We start from the raw sequence: 17,869 nt of genomic DNA, 5'->3' as shown, positions 1-17,869 counted from the left end.
CGTTGCGCGTCGGTATCCTGACGACCGGCGACGAACTGGTGGCGCCCGGCATGCCTCGCGCGCCGGAACAGATCTACAACTCGAACGGCCCGATGCTGGCTGCGCTGGTGCGCGGCCTGGGCGCGCTGCCCGTGCATGTGCTGCATGCGCGCGATACCGAAGCCGACCTGCTGGCCGCGTTCAAGACACTCTTGGCTGACTGCGACCTGGTGCTGAGCGTGGGTGGCGTGTCGGTCGGTGAGCGCGATCTGGTCAAGCCGGCGCTGGCTACGCTAGGCGGTGAATTGTCGCTATGGAAAGTGCGCATGAAGCCGGGCAAGCCGGTGGCGCTGGCGCAGATTGGCGGCAAACCCGTCGTCAGCCTGCCCGGCAATCCGGTGTCGGCCTATGCCGTGTTCGCGATGCTGGTGTCGCCGCTGGTGCGGCGCATGCAGGGCCGCGACGAGATCTTCCCGCCGGTCAGCCTCTTGCCTTTGCGCACCGAACGCCCCCGCCAGGACAGCCGCGAGGAATTCCTTCGCGTCCAGCGCCGCGTGGCCGACGACGGCAGCGGCGAACTGGTAGCCTACGGCCATCAAGGCTCAGGCGTGATCAGCTCGATGCCTTGGGCGACAGGCCTGGCGCGCCTGCCGGCCGACGTGCAGATCAATGATATGGACCGCGTGCCGTACTACGACCTGCGCCACTGGCTGGCATAGCGTTCAGCCGCGGCCAGTTCTTCTGGCGTATTGACGTTCATGAAGGCGTCGGGCGTGTCGTCGAAGCGCGCTTGGACGCCGCCCGCGCGGGCCTGCCACAGGCCCACCTTGCGGTCACCCCCCAGCAGGTAAGCCCGCAGATCCGGCAGCAGCGACGTGTGCATCGCCATGCAGGCGGAATGGCGCTGGCCGCCGGCCACCGCGTAGGCCAGCGGTGCCTGGACCGATCTGGCCGCGCCGATCAGCCGCGCGGCCAGATCGGCGGGCAGGAATGGCGTATCGCAAGGCACGACCACCAGCCAGTCGTCTTGGGCGGCGGCGGCAAGCCCCGCCGCGATGCCCAGCAAAGGCCCTTGGAACGCGCCCAGCGCCGGCTCGCCGTCTTCGACCACTTGCCCGTACGTCGCGTATTGGCCCTGATGGCGGTTGGCGCTGACGATCAGCCGGCCGACCTGCGGCGCCAGGCGGTCCGCCACGTGCGCCACCAGCGGCTGGCCGTCAAGCAGCACCAGGCCCTTGTCTTGCCGGTTCATGCGGGAGCCCTGCCCGCCCGCCAGGATCAGGCCGGCGATGCGCACGGGCGGCGATGCGGCATCAGCCACCGATATAGCTCATTTCGACTTTGCGCCCCGGATCCGGCGAGGGAGCCGCTGCGTTGCGGCCGCGCAGTTCGGAATAGTGGTCGTTGCGCGCCCCCCAGATGCCCGACAGGATGCCGGCCAGTTCGGCGTCGGTGGCGCCGTCGCGCAGCGGCGCCCGCAGGTCGTGCCCGTCGTGCGCGAACAGGCACAGGAAGAGCTTGCCTTCCGGTGACAGGCGCGCGCGCGTACAGCCGCCGCAGAACGCATGGGTGACGCTGGAGATGACACCGATTTCGCCGCCGCCGTCCTGGTAGCGCCAGCGTTCGGCCACGCGGCCCATTTCGCTCGCCTGCACCGGCTCAAGCGGATGGACGGCGCCGATACGGTCCAGCACTTCCTGGCTGGGCACCACTTCGGCAAGGTTCCAGCCGTTGCTGTTGCCCACGTCCATGTATTCAATGAAGCGCAGGATATGGCCGCTGTTGCGGAAGCGTTCGGCCATGGGCAGGATCTGCCCGTCGTTCAAACCGCGCCGCACCACCATGTTGACCTTCACAGGCGCCAGGCCCGCGCTGGCGGCCGCGTCGATGCCGCGCAGCACGTCATCGGGTGTGAAGCCGCTGTCGCTCATGTCCTGGAACATGGCGGCGTCCAGCGCGTCCAGGCTGACCGTGACACGCGTCAGCCCCGCGGCTTTCAGCGCGGCGGCCTTGCGGGCCAGCACGCTGCCATTGGTCGTCAGGGTCAGGTCCAGCGGGCGGCCGGCGGGCGTGCGCAATTCGGCCAGTTGGCCCACCAGGTTTTCGATGTGCTTGCGCAGCAGCGGCTCGCCGCCCGTCAAGCGGATCTTTTCCACGCCCAGTTGCGTGAAGATGCCGGCCAGCCGGCTGATCTCTTCGAAGGACAGCAGGTCCGAATGCGGCATGAAGGTATAGCTGCTGTCGAACACTTCGCGCGGCATGCAGTACGTGCAGCGGAAATTGCAGCGGTCGGTGACCGAGATGCGCAGGTCGCGCAACGGACGCGCGCGACTATCCAGCACGGGCTGCCCGTCCGGTGGCACTTCGCCGGGCGCGGGCCAGACCGAACGGTCGGACCGGCGGTCGGCAAGGAAAATCACTTTGCTCATAGGGCCATCATATCCCGGCGCGAGGCGCGGCGCGCCTACGCGAAGGCCTCTTCCAAGGTTTGTAACCGCCCGGTGTCCCGGGCGTCGTAGCCGACCAGCTGCCCCACGTAGCCCACGTAATCGAAGCTGCGCATGATGGACAGCAGGTCTTGCATGGCGGGCGTCTCCAGCGACGACTTGCGGATGGCAAAGAAATAGCGCTCCCGCACCAGCGGGATGAAATCCAGCCCGAACCGGCAGGCGGCCGTCTCCACCCCCACGCCCGTGTCCGCCATGCCGCTGGCGATGTGCGCAGCAATGGCCATATGCGTGAATTCATTGGTTTCGTAGCCCTGGACCTCGCCGATCGACACGCCGGCGCGCTGCAGCATCAGTCCCACCAGATAGCGCGTGCTGGAGCCGATCTGGCGGTTCACGAAGCGCACGTCCGGGCGCGCCAGATCCGCCATGCCGCGGATCTGCTTGGGGTTGCCGGCGGTGACGAAAAGACCTGTATTGCGCACAGCCAGGTGGATCAGCACGTATTCGTCCGCATGCAGCCACTGCGCATAGCGCTCCATGATGGGCGATTCAAAATCGCCCAGCGGCACTTGGAATCCCGCCAGGTCGCACTCATGGCGCTCGAGCGAGGCCAGCGCCTCGATCGCCGTGCGGTAGCGCAGTTCCAGCCCGGGCTTGCGGCCGCTCATGTGCTGCATCAGCGATTCCACCGCGAAGCCGTGGCTGGCGTGCAGCCGCAGGTGCGGGCCGCTTTCGGGCAGCAGCCGCTCCAGCTCTTCCTGCAGCTCCGAGGCCATGCTGTCCAGCGTGGGCATCAGCCGCGCTTCGATGCGGCGGTTGGCCCACAGCAGACGCTGCGCGAACGGCGCCAACTGCGTGCCCTGGCGCCGGTTGGTGATCAGCAGCTGCGTGCCGAAGATGCCTTCAAAACGGCGCAGCACGCCCCAGGCGTGCCGGTACGACAGGCCGCAGGCCCGGCAAGCGCCTGCGATGTTGCCCGTGGCGTCGATCGCGGCCAGCAGGGCCAGCATGTCCTGCAACGGCACGGGCGCGGTAACGGCGGCCGCCGCACCGACGACCGCTGAATCATCGTCGCTGCCCAAGGTCCATTGCGCCCGCAGGCCGATCCGGAACTTATATGTCATTTATTTCTTATTGAAGACGATGAATTACGCGGCTAGAGTACACAAATAATGCGGTGGACGGGACTTTTTTATGTTTTAAAAAACATATTAAACACCCCGGGATACCACCCGACATAACGCCCCCGAAGCGGGGCCCAGCAACACTGGAGGAGACCACCGTGCATCAGCGCGAGGCAAAATCCGACTTGGCGTCCAGCGGCGGCGCCCGGGGCGGCAAACTGGCTCTGGACGCGGCCCAGGCGTCCCCCACTCCCGCCATCGCGGCCACCGCCCGTATCGTCACCCGGCTGAAAGACCTGCCCGGCCCCTTGCTCCCGGTCCTGCACGAGGTCCAGCACGAGCTGGGCTGTATTCCGGCCGAGGCGGTGCAAACCATCGCCGAGGCCCTGAACCTGTCCCGCGCCGAAGTCCACGGCGTCATCACCTTCTACCCCCACTTCCGCAGTGAGCCGGCCGCGCGCCATACGCTGGAAGTGTGCCGCGCCGAATCCTGCCAGGCGATGGGCGGCGAACATCTGGCCGCCCACGCGCGCGCCGCGCTGGGCTGCGATTTCCACGCCAGCACGGCAGACGGCAACTTCACGCTCGAACCCGTGTATTGCCTGGGCCTGTGCGCCCAGTCGCCCGCCGTGATGATCGACGGCCAGCCGCACGCCCGGGTCACCCCCGACAAACTTGACCGCCTGCTGACCCGCACGCTGGAGGCCACGCCATGAGCGCCCCCGTCGTCATCTACGTGCCGCGCGACGCCGCGGCGCTTGCCATGGACGCCGACGCGGTCGCGCGCGGCATCGAACGCGCCGCCGACGAGCGCGGCCTGTCCGTGCAGGTCGTGCGCAACGGTTCGCGCGGGCTGCTGTGGCTGGAGCCCCTGGTGGAAATCGCCACGCCCGACGGCCGCGTGGCCTACGGACCGGTCGCCCCGGAAGACGTGGCGGCGCTATTCGACGCGGGCTGGCTGGCAGGCGGCGCGCACCCGCTGCGCCTGGGCCTGACCGAAGACATTCCGTACCTGAAGCACCAGGAACGGCTGACGTTCTCCCGCGTCGGCGTGATCGACCCCCTGTCCCTGCAGGATTACGCCGCGCACGGCGGATTGGCCGGCCTGAAGCGGGCCCTGGCGATGGAGCCGGCGCAGATCGTGGAAGAAATGGTCACCTCGGGCCTGCGCGGCCGCGGCGGCGCGGCCTTCCCGACCGGCATCAAGTGGAAGACGGTGGCCGGGTCGCCCAGCGACCAGAAGTACATCGTGTGCAACGCCGACGAAGGCGATTCGGGCACGTTCGCCGACCGCCTGCTGATGGAAGGCGACCCCTATGTGCTGATCGAGGGCATGACCATCGCCGGCCTGGCGGTGGGCGCGACCTACGGCTACATCTACGTGCGTTCAGAATACCCGCACGCCATCGCCACGCTGGAGGCCGCGATTGCGCGCGCGCGCAGCGTGGGCTGGCTGGGCCGCGACGTGCACGGCAGCGGCCGCGTGTTCGACCTGGAAGTACGCAAGGGCGCGGGCGCCTATATCTGCGGCGAAGAAACGTCCCTGCTGGAAAGCCTGGAGGGCAAGCGCGGCGTCGTCCGCGCCAAGCCGCCGCTGCCAGCGATATCCGGCCTGTTCGGCAAGCCCACGGTCATCAACAACGTGATCTCGCTGGCCACGGTGCCCATCATCCTGGCCAAAGGCGCGGCGTACTACCGCGATTACGGCGTGGGCCGTTCGCACGGCACGCTGCCGTTCCAGTTGGCCGGCAACCTGAAGCAAGGCGGCCTGGTGGAAAAGGCCTTCGGCCTGAGCCTGCGCGACCTGCTATATGAATTCGGCGGCGGCAGCGCCTCGGGGCGCCCCTTGCGCGCCGTGCAGGTGGGCGGCCCGTTGGGCGCCTATCTGCCGGAATCGCAATGGGACGTGCCGCTGGACTACGAGGCCTATATCCAGATTTCGGCCATGATCGGCCACGGCGGGCTGGTGGCGTTTGACGACACCGTCGACATGGCGCGCATGGCGCGCTACGCGATGGAATTCTGTGCCATCGAATCCTGCGGCAAATGCACGCCCTGCCGCATCGGCTCCACGCGCGGCGTCGAAACCCTGGACAAGATCGCCGCAGGCGGTGACGCGTCGCAGCGCGAACAGCAGGTCCACTTGCTGCGCGACCTGTGCGACACGATGATGGGCGGTTCGCTGTGTGCACTGGGGGGCATGGCGCCCTACCCGGTGCTGTCCGCGCTGAACCATTTTCCGCAGGACTTCGGCATCGAGTCCTCCCAGTCTGCCGCGCACGCGGCCTGAACCCGAGAGACCGACATGCTAGAAACTGTCATCAAGCGCGACCGCGACCTGGGCACGCCCGAACGCGTCTCGGAAAAAACCGTCACCCTGACCATCGACGGCCAGGAAATCCGCGTCGCCGAGGGCACGTCCCTGATGCGCGCCGCCGCCGAGGCCGGCATCAACATCCCCAAGCTGTGCGCCACCGACAGCCTGGAGCCCTTCGGCTCGTGCCGGCTTTGCCTGGTGCAGATCGAAGGCCGCCGCGGCTATCCGGCCTCGTGCACCACGCCGGCCGAAAACGGCATGGTGGTGTACACCGAAACGCCCAAGCTGCACGACCTGCGCCGCGGCGTCATGGAGCTGTACATCTCGGACCATCCGCTGGACTGCCTGACCTGCCCGGCCAACGGCGACTGCGAATTGCAGGACATGGCGGGCGTGGTGGGCCTGCGCAACGTGCGCTACGGCTATGACGGCGCCAACCACCTGAAGGCCAAGACCGACGATTCCAACCCCTACTTCAGCTACGACGCGTCCAAGTGCATCGTCTGCAACCGCTGCGTGCGCGCCTGTGAGGAAACACAGGGCACCTTTGCGCTGACGATCTCGGGCAAGGGCTTCGATTCGCGCGTGTCGCCGGGGCAGGACCAGCCGTTCCTGGATAGCGAATGCGTGTCCTGCGGCGCCTGCGTGCAGGCCTGTCCGACCTCTACCCTGCAGGAAAAGACCGTCATCATGATGGGGCAGGCCGAACACTCGGTCGTGACCACGTGCGCCTATTGCGGCGTGGGCTGCGGGTTCAAGGCCGAAATGAAGGGCCAGGAAGTCGTGCGCATGGTGCCGTGGAAAGACGGCCAGGCCAACCGCGGGCATTCCTGCGTGAAGGGCCGCTTCGCCTGGGGCTACGCGACGCACAAGGAACGCGTGCTCAAGCCCATGATCCGCAAGCACATCACCGACTCCTGGAAGGAAGTGTCCTGGGACGAGGCGATCCACTACGCGGCGTCCGAATTCCGCCGCATCCAAAGCCAGTACGGCCGCGACGCGGTCGGCGGCATCACGTCCTCGCGCTGCACCAACGAAGAGACCTGGCTGGTGCAGAAGCTGGTGCGCGCGGCGTTCGGCACCAATAACGTCGACACCTGCGCGCGCGTGTGCCATTCGCCCACCGGCTACGGCCTGAAACAGACCCTGGGCGAATCCGCCGGCACGCAGACCTTCGATTCGGTAATGCACACCGACGTCGTCATCGTGATGGGCGCCAACCCCAGCAGCGGCCACCCGGTGTTCGCCTCGCGCCTGAAGCGCCGGCTGCGCCAGGGTGCGCGTCTGATCGTGATCGACCCGCGCCGCATCGAGCTGGTGAGCTCGCCGCACATCAAGGCCGATTTCCACCTGCAGGTGCGGCCCGGCACCAACACCGCACTGCTGTCGTCGCTGGCCCACGTGATCGCCACCGAAGGCCTGATCGACGACGCCTTCGTGGCCGAGCGCTGCGAAACCAAGGCGTTCAACGAATGGCGCGACTTCGTGTCGTTGCCCGAGAATTCTCCCGAAGCCATGGAGGAAATCACCGGCGTGCCGGCGCAGGCCGTGCGCGGCGCGGCCCGCCTGTTCGCCACCGGCGGCAACGGCTCCATCTACTACGGCCTGGGCGTGACTGAACACAGCCAGGGGTCCACCACCGTGATGGCCATTGCCAACCTGGCGATGGCTACCGGCAACATCGGCCGCGAGGGCGTGGGCGTGAACCCGCTGCGCGGGCAGAACAACGTGCAGGGCTCGTGCGACATGGGCTCGTTCCCGCACGAACTGCCCGGCTACCGACACATTTCGGACAACGCGGTCCGCGCCCAGTTCGAAAAGGACTGGGGCGTGACGCTGCAACCCGAGCCCGGCCTGCGCATTCCGAACATGTTCGAAGCCGCGCTGGGCGGTTCGTTCAAGGGTCTGTACTGCCAGGGTGAGGACATTGTGCAGTCCGACCCCAACACGCAGCACGTGGCGGCGTCGCTGGCCGCGATGGAGTGCATCGTGGTGCAGGACCTGTTCCTGAACGAGACCGCCAAGTACGCGCACGTGTTCCTGCCGGGCTCGTCATTCCTGGAAAAAGACGGCACCTTCACCAATGCCGAACGCCGTATTTCCCGCGTGCGCAAGGTGATGGAACCCAAGAACGGCAAGTCGGACTGGGAAGTGACGGTGGCGCTGTCGAACGCGCTGGGCTACCCCATGAACTACAAGCACCCGCGCGAGATCATGGAAGAGATCGCCCGGCTGACACCGACGTTCTCGGGCGTCAGCTACGACAAGCTGGACAAGCTGGGCAGCCTGCAGTGGCCGTGCAACGACGACGCGCCCGAAGGCACGCCCATCATGCACATCGACGCCTTCGTGCGCGGCAAGGGCAAGTTCATGATCACCAAGTACGTGCCCACCGATGAACGCAGCACGCGGCACTTCCCGCTGCTGCTGACGACGGGCCGCATCCTGTCCCAATACAACGTAGGCGCGCAGACCCGGCGCACGCCCAACGTCATGTGGCATGGCGAAGACGTGCTGGAACTGCATCCGCAGGATGCCGAAGACCGGGGCGTGGCCGAAGGCGATTGGGTGGGCATCCAGAGCCGCGCGGGCGAAACCGTCCTGCGCGCGACGCTGACCGACCGGGTGCAGCCGGGCGTGGTATACACCACGTTCCACTTTCCCGAATCCGGCGCCAACGTCGTCACGACGGACGCCTCCGACTGGGCGACCAACTGCCCCGAATACAAAGTCACGGCCGTGCAGGTCACGCGCGTGTCCCAGCCTTCGGAATGGCAGCGCCAGTGGTCGCGCTTTGCCGATATCCAGCAAAAGCTGCTGCGCGAGCGATCGCGCGAAAGCGAAGCGGCATTGACCGGGAAATAACCCTACCGGCCACGACCGCCCTGGATGCCATGACCACGCCCCCGTCTTCCCGCCCCGACTGCACGCAGACCCAGGTCAAGCGCGTGCGGGGCGGCGCCATCGCCCCCGCCGCCGAGACCGACTTCGTCGCCGAGGAGACCCCGGTCGCGCTGGAATTCAACGGTATCAGCCACGCCACCATGCTGGCCACGCCTGCCGACCTGGAAGACTTCGCCGTGGGCTTCGCGCTGTCGGAAGGCATCATCGACGGCGTCAACGACGTGCGCGGCATCGACCTGCTGCCGCAGTGCGACGGCATTGTGATCCAGTTGGAGATCTCCAGCGCCTGCGAAGTGCGGCTGAAAACACGGCGGCGCGCCATGGCCGGACGCACCGGCTGCGGCTTGTGCGGCGTGGAGACACTGCCGGAGGTGCTGCGCCCGGTGGCGCCCGTGACCAACGGGTCGCCCGTGCGCATCCAATCGGTGCTTGCGGCCATGCGCGACATGCGTGCCCGCCAGGCGCTGCACGACATCACGGGCGCGACCCATGCGGCGGGCTGGGCCGGCGCGGACGGTGGCGTCGCGCTGGTGCGCGAAGATGTGGGCCGTCACAACGCGCTGGACAAGCTGGTGGGCGCGCTGGCGCGCCAAGCCATGCATGCCAGCGACGGCATCGTGCTGGTGTCCAGCCGGGCCAGCTTCGAAATGGTGCAGAAGACGGCCGCGGCCGGCGTAGCCGTGCTGGCGGCCGTGTCCGCCCCCACCGCCCTGGCCATCCGCCTGGCAGAGGACGCCAACGTCAGCCTGGTGGGGTTCCTCCGCAACGACGATGCCACGCTCTATTCCCACCCCGACCGCCTTATCCCCTGAACCGGACCCCGACACGCAATGGAAATCGGCAACCTCATCCGCATGGCCAACCGCATCGGCCAATTCTTCGACGCCATGCCGGACCGGCACGAAGCGCTGGAAGGCGTGACCAACCATATCCACAAGTTCTGGGAACCCCGCATGCGCAACGAGCTGCTGGGTTTCCTGGCGCAACGCCCTGACGGCAATGCCGGCGAAGAACAGTTGCATCCCCTGGTGCTGGACGCGGTCACGCAGAACCGCCAGCGCCTGACGCCCGCGCCCCGCGTGGGATAGCCGGGAACCCTCGCTTTACCGCAGTCAGCAAGCAGTGACGGATTCAAAAAGAGGCCGCGCCACCGTTTCAGTTCCGGTCGACGCGCGCGATAAAGCCGCCCCCCTGAGGAGACAATATGGAAAGCACCGCCACCCTGGACCTGCCCGGCTCAAGGCCGGGTTTTTTTGACAAAGAACGCACCATCGCCGGCCCGGGATTCTCGCGCTGGCTCGTGCCGCCGGCCGCCCTGGCCATCCATTTGTGCATCGGCATGGCCTACGGCTTCTCGGTCTTCTGGCTGCCCTTGTCCAAGATGGTGGGCGGGACCAAACCGCTGGCCTGCCCGGCCGACATGAGCCTGGCCGCCGAACTGTTCACCACCAGTTGCGACTGGAAGATTTCCACCATGGGGTGGATGTACACCCTGTTCTTCGTGCTGCTGGGGTGTTCGGCGGCGCTGTGGGGCGGCTGGCTGGAACGCGCCGGCCCGCGCAAAGCGGGCGTGGTGTCGGCCCTGTGCTGGTGCGGCGGCCTGGTCATCTCGGCGATCGGCGTATATCTGCACCAGATGTGGATGCTGTGGCTGGGGTCGGGCGTCATCGGCGGCATCGGGCTGGGGCTGGGCTATATCTCGCCTGTCAGCACGCTCATCAAGTGGTTTCCGGACCGTCGCGGCATGGCGACCGGCATGGCCATCATGGGCTTCGGCGGCGGCGCCATGATCGGGGCGCCGCTTGCCGACCTGCTGATGCGCCACTTCGCCACGCCGACCTCGCCCGGCGTCTGGCAGACGTTCCTGACCATGGCCGTGGTGTATTTCATCTTCATGATGTCCGGTGCGCTGGGCTACCGCGTGCCGCCCACGGGCTGGAAGCCGGACGGCTGGACGGCGCCTGCCAAGCACGCCAACAATGCGATGATCACCAAGGGCCACGTCCATGTGAAGCGCGTCTGGGGCGTGCCGCAATTCTGGCTGGTGTGGCTGGTGCTGTGCCTGAACGTGACGGCGGGCATCGGCATCCTGGGCATGGCGTCCCCCTTGCTGCAAGAGGTGTTCGGCGGGGGCCTGATCAACAAGCCGGAACTGGGCTTCGGCCAGTTGGACAAGGATCAGCTGGCTGCCATCGCAGCCATCGCGGCAGGCTTTACCGGCCTGCTCAGCCTGTTCAACATCGGCGGCCGTTTTTTCTGGGCCAGCCTGTCCGACAAGCTGGGCCGCAAGACGACCTATCTGGTCTTCCTGGTGCTGGGCTTCGTGCTGTATTCCGCCATCCCGTGGACCGCGCATATCGGCGCCCTGGCCCTCTTCGTGGCGGCCTTCTGCGTGATTCTGTCGATGTACGGCGGCGGGTTCGCGACCGTACCGGCCTACCTGGCCGACCTGTTCGGCACGCAGATGGTGGGCGCCATCCACGGCCGCCTGCTCACGGCGTGGTCGGCGGCGGGCATCTTCGGGCCGGTGCTGGTGAACTACATCCGCGAATACCAGTTGTCGATCGGCGTGCCGCGCGCGCAGGTCTACGACATCACCATGTACATCCTGGCGGGCATGCTGGTCGTGGGCTTCCTGTGCAACCTGGCGATCCGCCCGGTGAACCCGAAGTACTTCATGACGGACGAGGAACTCGCGCACGAAAAAGCGCTGGCGCACGAGCGCGCCGCCGCCGCCGAAACCCATGGGGTCGGCACCTCCACGTTCCGCACGCCGGTCGCCCTGGTGCTGTTCGCCTGGGCTTGCGTGGGCATTCCGCTGGCCTGGGGCATCTGGATCACGCTGCAGAAGGCAGTCGTCCTGTTCCACTAGAAGCCAGTCCGGCCGCGCGGCGCCTTGGGGCCTCCCGAGACGCCGGGCAACGTCCAAGGGCGCGAAACTGCTACATTGGCAGCCCGCGCCCTTTCTTTTTATCTCTCCTGCCCCATGATCCTGCCCCATCCCCCCGTCTTTACCGGAGCGCCGTATTGACCGCCCCTGAATTGCACTGGGAAGAAAACAATGTCCCCCATTCCGCCCGCTGGCGCTCTGAAACCGGCGCAACGCCGCCCAAGCGCGTGGTGGTGGTGGACGACACCCTGACTGCGGACATGGCCTATCGCCAGGCCTGCGAAGGCGTGGGCCTGCTGTGGCGCGGCGACTTCCAGAACGCCCGCCTGCTGCTGCAAGCGATGACCCGGCGCGTGGACAAGCGTCCCCGCAAACCCGTGGAAACCTTGCTGGAAGCCTTCAACCAGCACCGCCAGATCCAGTCGCAGCGCGCCCGCATCCTGGGCATGCTGCTGATTCCGTTTGACGCCGGCCACGGCATTTCGCTGCGCCGCGCGCCCGACGCCCGGCAAGCCTGCGAAGAAGTCCACGGCCCGGCCGACGAGCCCTATGTGGCGTCGCTGCGCGAATTGCTGGGCCTGATCGGCGCCTTTGAATGGCGCAAGAAGGGCGTGGAGATTCCCGCCCTGAACAATCGCATCCACCCGCACTACGGCGTGTTTTCCCCGCTGCGCGGCGAATACGTGGAACTGGTGGCGAACACCCCGATGCCGCGTGGCGGCGTCGCCTTCGACATCGGCACCGGCACCGGCGTGCTGGCTGCGGTGATCGCGCGCCGCGGCGGCAAGCGCGTCATCGCCACCGACCAGGATCCGCGCGCGCTGGCTTGCGCTCGTGAAAACCTGGAACGCCTGGGCCTGGCCAAGCAAGTCGACGTGGTCGAAGCCGACCTGTTCCCCGAAGGCCGGGTATCGCTGATCGTCTGCAACCCGCCGTGGCTGCCCGCCCGCCCCAGCTCGCCCGTCGAACACGCCGTCTATGACCCCGACAGCCGCATGCTGCGGGGTTTCCTGAACGGTCTGACCGCCCACCTGACGCCCAGCGGCGAAGGCTGGCTGATCCTGTCGGATCTCGCCGAACACCTGGGCCTGCGTACCCGCGAACAGTTGATGGAAATGATCGAGACGGCGGGCTTGCGCGTCATCGAACGCATCGACACCCGCCCCACGCACGCACGCGCCAAGGACCCGAGCGATCCGCTGTACGCGGCGCGCTCGAAGGAAGTCACGTCCTTGTGGAGATTGGGCGCCGCCGCCTGAACGCCGCAATCTCTTCGAGGGGGCAGCAAGCGCGCACAGCGTGCGTGGCGTGGGGGCCCCTTTCCCCCGCCGGGCCGCCCCAAGGGGGAAAACGCCCCCTCGGGGGGCAGCAAGCGCGCGCAGCGTGCGCGGCGTGGGGGCCCCTCCCCCTTAGGCTTTTCCGGCTGCCACGTTCACGCTGATCGCGATGATGAACACGTTGAAAAAGAACGCGATCACGCTATGCATCAGCGCCATGCGGCGCACGCGCCGGTTGACGATCTGCACGTCCGACACCTGGAACGTCATCCCCAGCACCAGCGCAAAATACGCGAAATCCCAGTAGTCGGGTTCTTGCGTGCCCGGAAAATCCAGGCCCTTGTGCGTGCCGGACCGGTGGCCGTAATAGCCATGCGCGTAATGCAGAGCGAAGATCATGTTCATGTACAGCCACGACAGCACGATGGTGGCGGCCGCGGCCAGCATGTCCACCACTCCCCCCGCATTGCTTTCGCCGCGCAGTTCCACCCACAGCGCGACCATCACCATGCAGGACAGCGCCACGCTGCTCCACAGCACGCCCAGGCGCCCCACGTCCTGCTGCTTGGCGTGCACGCGCATGGACGCCGGACTGGCCTTGCCGAACGCCCGCGCCGTCACCACCAGGAACACCAGCGCGGCCGCATCGAAGCCCAGCAACAGCGCCAGGCTGGGCGAGCGGCCCAGCACATAGGCGACGCCGCCCGCCACCACGAACAACAGGCCGCACAGCACCAGCCGGCGGTGCGCATGAAAGAAGGGCAGGCTTTCGACGGACGCCACGGGATCTTCGGCTTGCGGATCGTCCGGGATGGGCTTCGTCATGGGGGCTCCTACGCGCGGCAAGAGCTCTAACGCTAACCGATCGCCAGCAAACCCACCAGCGCGCCGCCGAACAGCAGCCACAGCGGATGGATGCGCGTCGCGCTGCCCAACAACGCCACCGCGGCGGTGATCGCCCCCAGCAGCCAGGTGTGCACCGAGGCCTCGGTGATCAGCGCGGCGCTGGCAGCGACCAGCCCGACGGTCATCGGGAAGATGCCGGCCTGGATCACGCCGCGCCATGGGCGGTCTTTGAAGCGTTCCCACAAGCCCAGCGCCAGGATGGTGATCAGCGAGGACGGACCGAATTTGGCGATGGTCGTGACAAGCACGCCCCACCCGCCCGCCACATGCCAACCGACCAGCGTGACCACCATCAGGTTGGGGCCCGGCGCGGCCTGGCCCAAGGCGAACAGCGCGGAAAAATCGGCCGCCGTCATCCAGCCGTGCACGTCCACGACCTGACGCTGCATCTCGGGCAGGATGGTGTTGCCGCCGCCGAACGCCAGCACGGATAGCTGAGAGAAGATCAGGGCCAGTGAAATCAGGGTGTGGATCATCGACGTTGCCTCCAGACCAGCAGGATGCTCAATGGCGTCAGCACGGCCATCGTCGGCAGCAACGGAATGCGCAGCACCGCGATCGCCACGAAACAGAGCGTGGCCACCACACCGGCCAGCCAGTCGCGGCGCTTGATCACGGGCACCCCGATCTTGACCGCCATCGAAATCAGCAACCCCGCCGCCGCCGCCGCCAGGCCGGCGAACAAATGCTGGATGTGGGGATCGTTCTGGAACCGGTCGTACACCATGCCCAGCAGGATGACGATGGCCGACGGCGCCAGGATCAGGCCCATCAGCGCCGCGAACGCGCCGCGGGGCCCGCGGAATTTCATGCCCAGCGCGACCGACAGGTTGATGATGTTGCCGCCTGGCAGGAACTGGCACAGGCCAAGCAGGTCGGTAAATTCAGGTCCGCTCAGCCAGCGGTGCTTCTCGACCACCATGCGGCGCGCCAGGGGCAGCGCACCGCCGAACGCCGTCAGGCCAAGCATAAGGAAACCGTAGAACAACTGCCCGCAAGTGGGAGGAGGCCGAAGGTCGGCCTCAGAGGTGGAAAGTGCTGCATTCATGTTGTTATGACCGGCAGAGGGCCGGTGAACTAGGACGGGCGCATCGCCGCGCCAAGAAAGGAATAACGAAATGTCAGCCTACTCTTCGCGTCAGATAATGTCTAATATATGACCACCTAACAAATCATATCCATTACATATGGCATCAGTCGATCTGCGTCTTCTACGCTACTTCCTGGCCGTGGCCGAGGAATCCCATCTGACCAAGGCCGCCGCCCGGCTGGGCATCCGCCAACCGCCGCTCAGCCAGCAGATCCGCGTGCTGGAGCAGGAATTGGGCGTGACGCTCTTTCACCGCTTGCCGCGCGGCATGGAACTGACGGAAAGCGGCCGCGCCCTGGTCGACGACGCACGCAACATCATCGCGCTGGTGGATCAGGCCGTGGACGGGGTGCGCCGCGTATCCCAGGGCGAAGCCGGCCGGCTGACGGTGGGCTTCACCGGATCGGCGGCGTTCCACCCCTTTGTGCCGTCGGTGATCCGGCGCTTCCGCGAAAGCGCGCCGAACGTGCGGCTGGTGCTTGAGGAAAGCAGCACCGGCGAACTGCGCGAAGCGGTCAGCGAAGGCCGCGTGGACGTGGCATTTATCCGGGGTTCGTACGGACCCGGCCCGGGCGTGGTCGAAGAAACCGTGCTGGAAGAGACCATGTTGGCGGCGTTTCCCGCCGACCACCCCGCGGTCAAGGGCCGCACGCGCCGGCACATCGCGCTGTCCGAGTTGGCCGAGGAATCCCTGATCCTGTACCGCCGGCACAGCGGCCCGGGGCTATACGACGCCATCATCACCGCGTGCAGCGCATCGGGCTTCAGCCCCCGCATCGCGCAGGAAGCGCCCCGCATGCTGTCCACCTTGAGCCTGGTGGCGGCGGGCCTGGGCGTGTCGCTGGTGCCCGCCTCGCTGCGCCGCGTGAACATCGAAGGCGTGGTGTACGTCAGCGTGACGGAGCCGGTCGAACTGCGCGCCCCCCTGAACCTGATCTGGCGCGACGCACCGCAGTCCGGCGCCGCCCGCAAGCTGATCGAGGAAGTGCGCCGCCACCGCGCCCAAGCCGCGCCGCTCGCCTCCTAGCCGCCCTGCCCGCGCCCTGGCGCGGCGCTACACTGCCCGACATCCCTGCCTGACATCCCGGCCAGACACCTGCTCCTCCGCATTTCGACCATGTTTCCCGAATCCCCTATCGGCGTGTACGACTCCGGCGTCGGCGGCCTGAGCGTGCTGCGCGCGATCCGCGACGCCCTGCCCCAAGAATCGCTGCTGTACGTGGCCGACTCTGCCCACGTGCCCTATGGTGAAAAGACGCAGGCCTTCGTCCTGGAGCGCGCCCACGCGCTGACCGATTACTTCGTCTCGCGCCAGGCGAAAGCCGTGGTGGTGGCCTGCAATACCGCCACGGCCGCGGCCATCGCGCAGTTGCGGCGCCGCCATCCCGATCTGATCATCATCGGCGTGGAACCCGCCATCAAGCCCGCCGCCCACCTGACGCACAGCGGCGTCGTGGGCGTGTTCGCCACCACCGGCACCTTGGCCAGCCCCAAGTTCGCCGCGCTGGTCCAGCGCGAAGCGCCCGAAGTGCGCATTCTGTTGCGGCCTTGCCCGGAATGGGTCGGGCTGGTCGAACAAGGCGAACTTGCCGGCCCCCGCGTCGACGCCGCCGTGCGCGTGCCGGTGGCGGAACTGCGCGCGGCCGGCGCCGATGTGCTGGTGCTGGGATGCACCCATTTCCCGTTCCTGCGCGATGCGATCCAGGCAGCGGCCGGCCCCGGCGTGCCGCTGCTGGAAACCGGATCGCCCGTGGCCCGTTGGCTGCGGCATCAGTTGCAGGAACGCGGCCTGCTGCGTGGGGCGGGCACGGGGGACACGCAGCTTGAGACCACTGGCGACGCACCGGCGCTGGCGGCGCTGGCCAGCCGCCTGTTGGGCATGCCGATGGAGGCTGCCGCCACGCCCGAGCGCTGGCGCTGACCCGGTTCCCGCGGCAGGCGGGCGGGTTGATCCGGCGCATGGCCCGGCGGCCAAAACAGGCGAATAATTCGAATACAGTAGAAGCCTCCGCCTTCCGCGGCTCGCACACAATAAGGAGACGACGATGAAACGCATCCTGATTCCCGTGGATGGCTCGCAACCCGCCATCCACGCCGTCCAGGCCATGTTGACCGCACGCGCCTATGACCCGGTCGAACGCGTGGACCTGCTCAGCGTCCAGATCCCCCTGAAATCCGGCAAGATCGGCCGCGGCCTGTCGCAAGCCGAGATCGACGCCTATTACCAGGAAGAGGGCCGCGCCGCCTTGCAGGAAGCCAGCGGCTTGCTATCAAAGGCCGGTGTGCCCTTCGATGCCCGTGTCGAAATCGGCGCCACCGCCGAGACCATCGCCCGCATCGCCGACGAAACGGGCGCCGACGAGATCTACATGGGCTCGCGCGGTTTGGGTTCGGTCTCGTCGCTCTTCATGGGATCCGTCGCCACCCGTGTCCTGCACCTGACGGCATTGCCCGTCACGCTGGTCAAGTAACGCATCAAGGAGCATCCATGCTGAACATCCTGGTCCCCGTCGACGGCTCCGACAATGCCAACCGCGCCGTGCTGTACGCCCGCCAGCTGGCCGCGGGCGCCGCATCCGCCCGCATCCACCTCCTGAATGTCCAGACGCCCACCCAAGGGCGTGCCGGCCTGTCGCGGCTGATCACGCAAGACATGATCGACGAGTTCTACGCCCGCGAAGGGCAAGAGGCCACCAACGACGCGCGCCAGCTGCTGGACGCGGCCGGCGTCGACTACACCAGCCATGTCGAATTCGGCCACGCCGCCACCGAAATCGCCGGCTATGCCCGCGATCACGGCTGCGCCCGCATCGTCATGGGCACGCGCGGCAACGGCACCCTGGCCAACATCCTGATCGGCTCGGTCGCCAATCAGGTGCTGCAGTTGGCGGAGGTGCCGGTCACGCTGGTGAAGTAAGGCGCTGGGGCGGCG

At 67.3% G+C, this 17,869-nt stretch carries 18 protein-coding genes; 12 read left to right on the top strand and 6 right to left on the bottom strand.

Annotated elements, in window-relative coordinates; translation table 11 throughout:
• The coding region (locus tag HG262_RS27070) for a molybdopterin molybdotransferase MoeA (RefSeq protein ID WP_169273957.1) at window positions 1-698 on the top strand (698 nt) is incomplete at its 5' end.
• On the opposite strand, the gene mobA is transcribed toward HG262_RS27070, so the two are convergent.
• From mobA to HG262_RS27055, 3 genes are read right to left on the bottom strand one after another with little or no spacing between them, the layout of a single operon-like run.
• The gene (mobA, locus tag HG262_RS27065) at window positions 671-1,300 is read right to left on the bottom strand and encodes a molybdenum cofactor guanylyltransferase MobA (protein ID WP_348984428.1); all 630 of its coding nucleotides are present in this window, start codon (window positions 1,298-1,300) and stop codon (window positions 671-673) included. The two genes, HG262_RS27070 and mobA, sit on opposite strands and share 28 nt — an antisense overlap.
• On the bottom strand, window positions 1,293-2,408 hold the full coding sequence (gene moaA / locus HG262_RS27060) for a GTP 3',8-cyclase MoaA (protein WP_169273956.1): 1,116 nt from the start codon (window positions 2,406-2,408) through the stop codon (window positions 1,293-1,295). Before moaA ends, mobA begins: the two co-directional genes overlap by 8 nt.
• 35 nt (window positions 2,409-2,443) lie before the next feature.
• Window positions 2,444-3,553: a substrate-binding domain-containing protein gene (locus tag HG262_RS27055; RefSeq protein ID WP_169273955.1), complete on the bottom strand. Its 1,110-nt coding sequence runs from the start codon at window positions 3,551-3,553 to the stop codon at window positions 2,444-2,446.
• A gap of 158 nt (window positions 3,554-3,711) precedes the next feature.
• Between HG262_RS27055 and HG262_RS27050 the strand changes: the two genes are divergently transcribed.
• The 7 genes from HG262_RS27050 (at window position 3,712) to HG262_RS27020 (ending at window position 12,923) form a co-directional block, all read left to right on the top strand.
• Complete coding sequence (locus HG262_RS27050) at window positions 3,712-4,269, top strand: formate dehydrogenase subunit gamma (protein WP_169273954.1); 558 nt, start codon at window positions 3,712-3,714, stop codon at window positions 4,267-4,269.
• The gene (locus HG262_RS27045) at window positions 4,266-5,843 is read left to right on the top strand and encodes an NADH-quinone oxidoreductase subunit NuoF (protein ID WP_169273953.1); all 1,578 of its coding nucleotides are present in this window, start codon (window positions 4,266-4,268) and stop codon (window positions 5,841-5,843) included. The genes HG262_RS27050 and HG262_RS27045 overlap by 4 nt, the downstream gene beginning before the upstream one ends.
• A gap of 15 nt (window positions 5,844-5,858) precedes the next feature.
• A complete protein-coding gene (fdhF, locus tag HG262_RS27040; protein WP_169273952.1) occupies window positions 5,859-8,735 on the top strand; it encodes a formate dehydrogenase subunit alpha in 2,877 nt (958 codons plus the stop codon).
• A gap of 29 nt (window positions 8,736-8,764) precedes the next feature.
• Window positions 8,765-9,586 carry a formate dehydrogenase accessory sulfurtransferase FdhD gene (fdhD, locus tag HG262_RS27035; RefSeq protein ID WP_169273951.1) on the top strand — a complete coding sequence of 274 codons (822 nt, stop codon included), beginning with the start codon at window positions 8,765-8,767 and terminating at the stop codon, window positions 9,584-9,586.
• Between the two features lie 18 nt (window positions 9,587-9,604).
• The gene (locus HG262_RS27030) at window positions 9,605-9,862 is read left to right on the top strand and encodes a formate dehydrogenase subunit delta (protein WP_169273950.1); all 258 of its coding nucleotides are present in this window, start codon (window positions 9,605-9,607) and stop codon (window positions 9,860-9,862) included.
• 116 nt (window positions 9,863-9,978) lie between these two features.
• Complete coding sequence (locus tag HG262_RS27025) at window positions 9,979-11,646, top strand: OFA family MFS transporter (protein ID WP_169273949.1); 1,668 nt, start codon at window positions 9,979-9,981, stop codon at window positions 11,644-11,646.
• A gap of 155 nt (window positions 11,647-11,801) precedes the next feature.
• Window positions 11,802-12,923, top strand: coding sequence for a class I SAM-dependent methyltransferase (locus HG262_RS27020; protein WP_169273948.1), 1,122 nt, complete (start codon window positions 11,802-11,804; stop codon window positions 12,921-12,923).
• A gap of 150 nt (window positions 12,924-13,073) precedes the next feature.
• On the opposite strand, the gene HG262_RS27015 is transcribed toward HG262_RS27020, so the two are convergent.
• From HG262_RS27015 to HG262_RS27005, 3 genes are read right to left on the bottom strand one after another with little or no spacing between them, the layout of a single operon-like run.
• A complete protein-coding gene (locus HG262_RS27015; RefSeq protein ID WP_169273947.1) occupies window positions 13,074-13,766 on the bottom strand; it encodes a DUF1345 domain-containing protein in 693 nt (230 codons plus the stop codon).
• Between the two features lie 32 nt (window positions 13,767-13,798).
• On the bottom strand, window positions 13,799-14,323 hold the full coding sequence (locus HG262_RS27010) for a chromate transporter (RefSeq protein ID WP_169273946.1): 525 nt from the start codon (window positions 14,321-14,323) through the stop codon (window positions 13,799-13,801).
• A complete protein-coding gene (locus HG262_RS27005) occupies window positions 14,320-14,895 on the bottom strand; it encodes a chromate transporter (protein WP_169273945.1) in 576 nt (191 codons plus the stop codon). Before HG262_RS27005 ends, HG262_RS27010 begins: the two co-directional genes overlap by 4 nt.
• A 139-nt stretch (window positions 14,896-15,034) precedes the next feature.
• Here HG262_RS27005 and HG262_RS27000 point away from each other — a divergent pair, with 139 nt between their 5' ends.
• From HG262_RS27000 to HG262_RS26985, 4 genes are all read left to right on the top strand, one after another.
• Window positions 15,035-15,964 (top strand): LysR family transcriptional regulator, encoded by a 930-nt coding sequence (locus HG262_RS27000; protein WP_169273944.1) that lies wholly within the window; start codon window positions 15,035-15,037, stop codon window positions 15,962-15,964.
• A gap of 90 nt (window positions 15,965-16,054) precedes the next feature.
• The gene (murI, locus tag HG262_RS26995; RefSeq protein WP_169273943.1) at window positions 16,055-16,858 is read left to right on the top strand and encodes a glutamate racemase; all 804 of its coding nucleotides are present in this window, start codon (window positions 16,055-16,057) and stop codon (window positions 16,856-16,858) included.
• A 124-nt stretch (window positions 16,859-16,982) separates the two neighbouring features.
• Window positions 16,983-17,408, top strand: a complete 426-nt coding sequence (locus tag HG262_RS26990; RefSeq protein WP_169273942.1) for a universal stress protein — start codon at window positions 16,983-16,985, stop codon at window positions 17,406-17,408.
• Between the two features lie 17 nt (window positions 17,409-17,425).
• On the top strand, window positions 17,426-17,854 hold the full coding sequence (locus HG262_RS26985; RefSeq protein WP_169273941.1) for a universal stress protein: 429 nt from the start codon (window positions 17,426-17,428) through the stop codon (window positions 17,852-17,854).
• Window positions 17,855-17,869: the final 15 nt, after the last annotated feature.

Source organism: Achromobacter sp. Bel, assembly GCF_012928505.1.
Lineage (GTDB): Bacteria > Pseudomonadota > Gammaproteobacteria > Burkholderiales > Burkholderiaceae_B > Achromobacter.
This window is presented reverse-complemented; position numbering and strand designations above follow the sequence as displayed.

Coding starts and splice junctions, on each gene's coding strand:
- murI (WP_169273943.1), top strand. CDS start 16,055: ATGTTTCCCGAATCCCCTATCGGCGTGTACGACTCCGGCGTCGGCGGC.
- HG262_RS27025 (WP_169273949.1), top strand. CDS start 9,979: ATGGAAAGCACCGCCACCCTGGACCTGCCCGGCTCAAGGCCGGGTTTT.
- fdhD (WP_169273951.1), top strand. CDS start 8,765: ATGACCACGCCCCCGTCTTCCCGCCCCGACTGCACGCAGACCCAGGTC.
- moaA (WP_169273956.1), bottom strand. CDS start 2,408: ATGAGCAAAGTGATTTTCCTTGCCGACCGCCGGTCCGACCGTTCGGTC.
- HG262_RS27005 (WP_169273945.1), bottom strand. CDS start 14,895: ATGAATGCAGCACTTTCCACCTCTGAGGCCGACCTTCGGCCTCCTCCC.
- HG262_RS27030 (WP_169273950.1), top strand. CDS start 9,605: ATGGAAATCGGCAACCTCATCCGCATGGCCAACCGCATCGGCCAATTC.
- HG262_RS26990 (WP_169273942.1), top strand. CDS start 16,983: ATGAAACGCATCCTGATTCCCGTGGATGGCTCGCAACCCGCCATCCAC.
- HG262_RS27055 (WP_169273955.1), bottom strand. CDS start 3,553: ATGACATATAAGTTCCGGATCGGCCTGCGGGCGCAATGGACCTTGGGC.
- fdhF (WP_169273952.1), top strand. CDS start 5,859: ATGCTAGAAACTGTCATCAAGCGCGACCGCGACCTGGGCACGCCCGAA.
- HG262_RS27015 (WP_169273947.1), bottom strand. CDS start 13,766: ATGACGAAGCCCATCCCGGACGATCCGCAAGCCGAAGATCCCGTGGCG.
- HG262_RS27010 (WP_169273946.1), bottom strand. CDS start 14,323: ATGATCCACACCCTGATTTCACTGGCCCTGATCTTCTCTCAGCTATCC.
- HG262_RS26985 (WP_169273941.1), top strand. CDS start 17,426: ATGCTGAACATCCTGGTCCCCGTCGACGGCTCCGACAATGCCAACCGC.
- HG262_RS27045 (WP_169273953.1), top strand. CDS start 4,266: ATGAGCGCCCCCGTCGTCATCTACGTGCCGCGCGACGCCGCGGCGCTT.
- HG262_RS27000 (WP_169273944.1), top strand. CDS start 15,035: ATGGCATCAGTCGATCTGCGTCTTCTACGCTACTTCCTGGCCGTGGCC.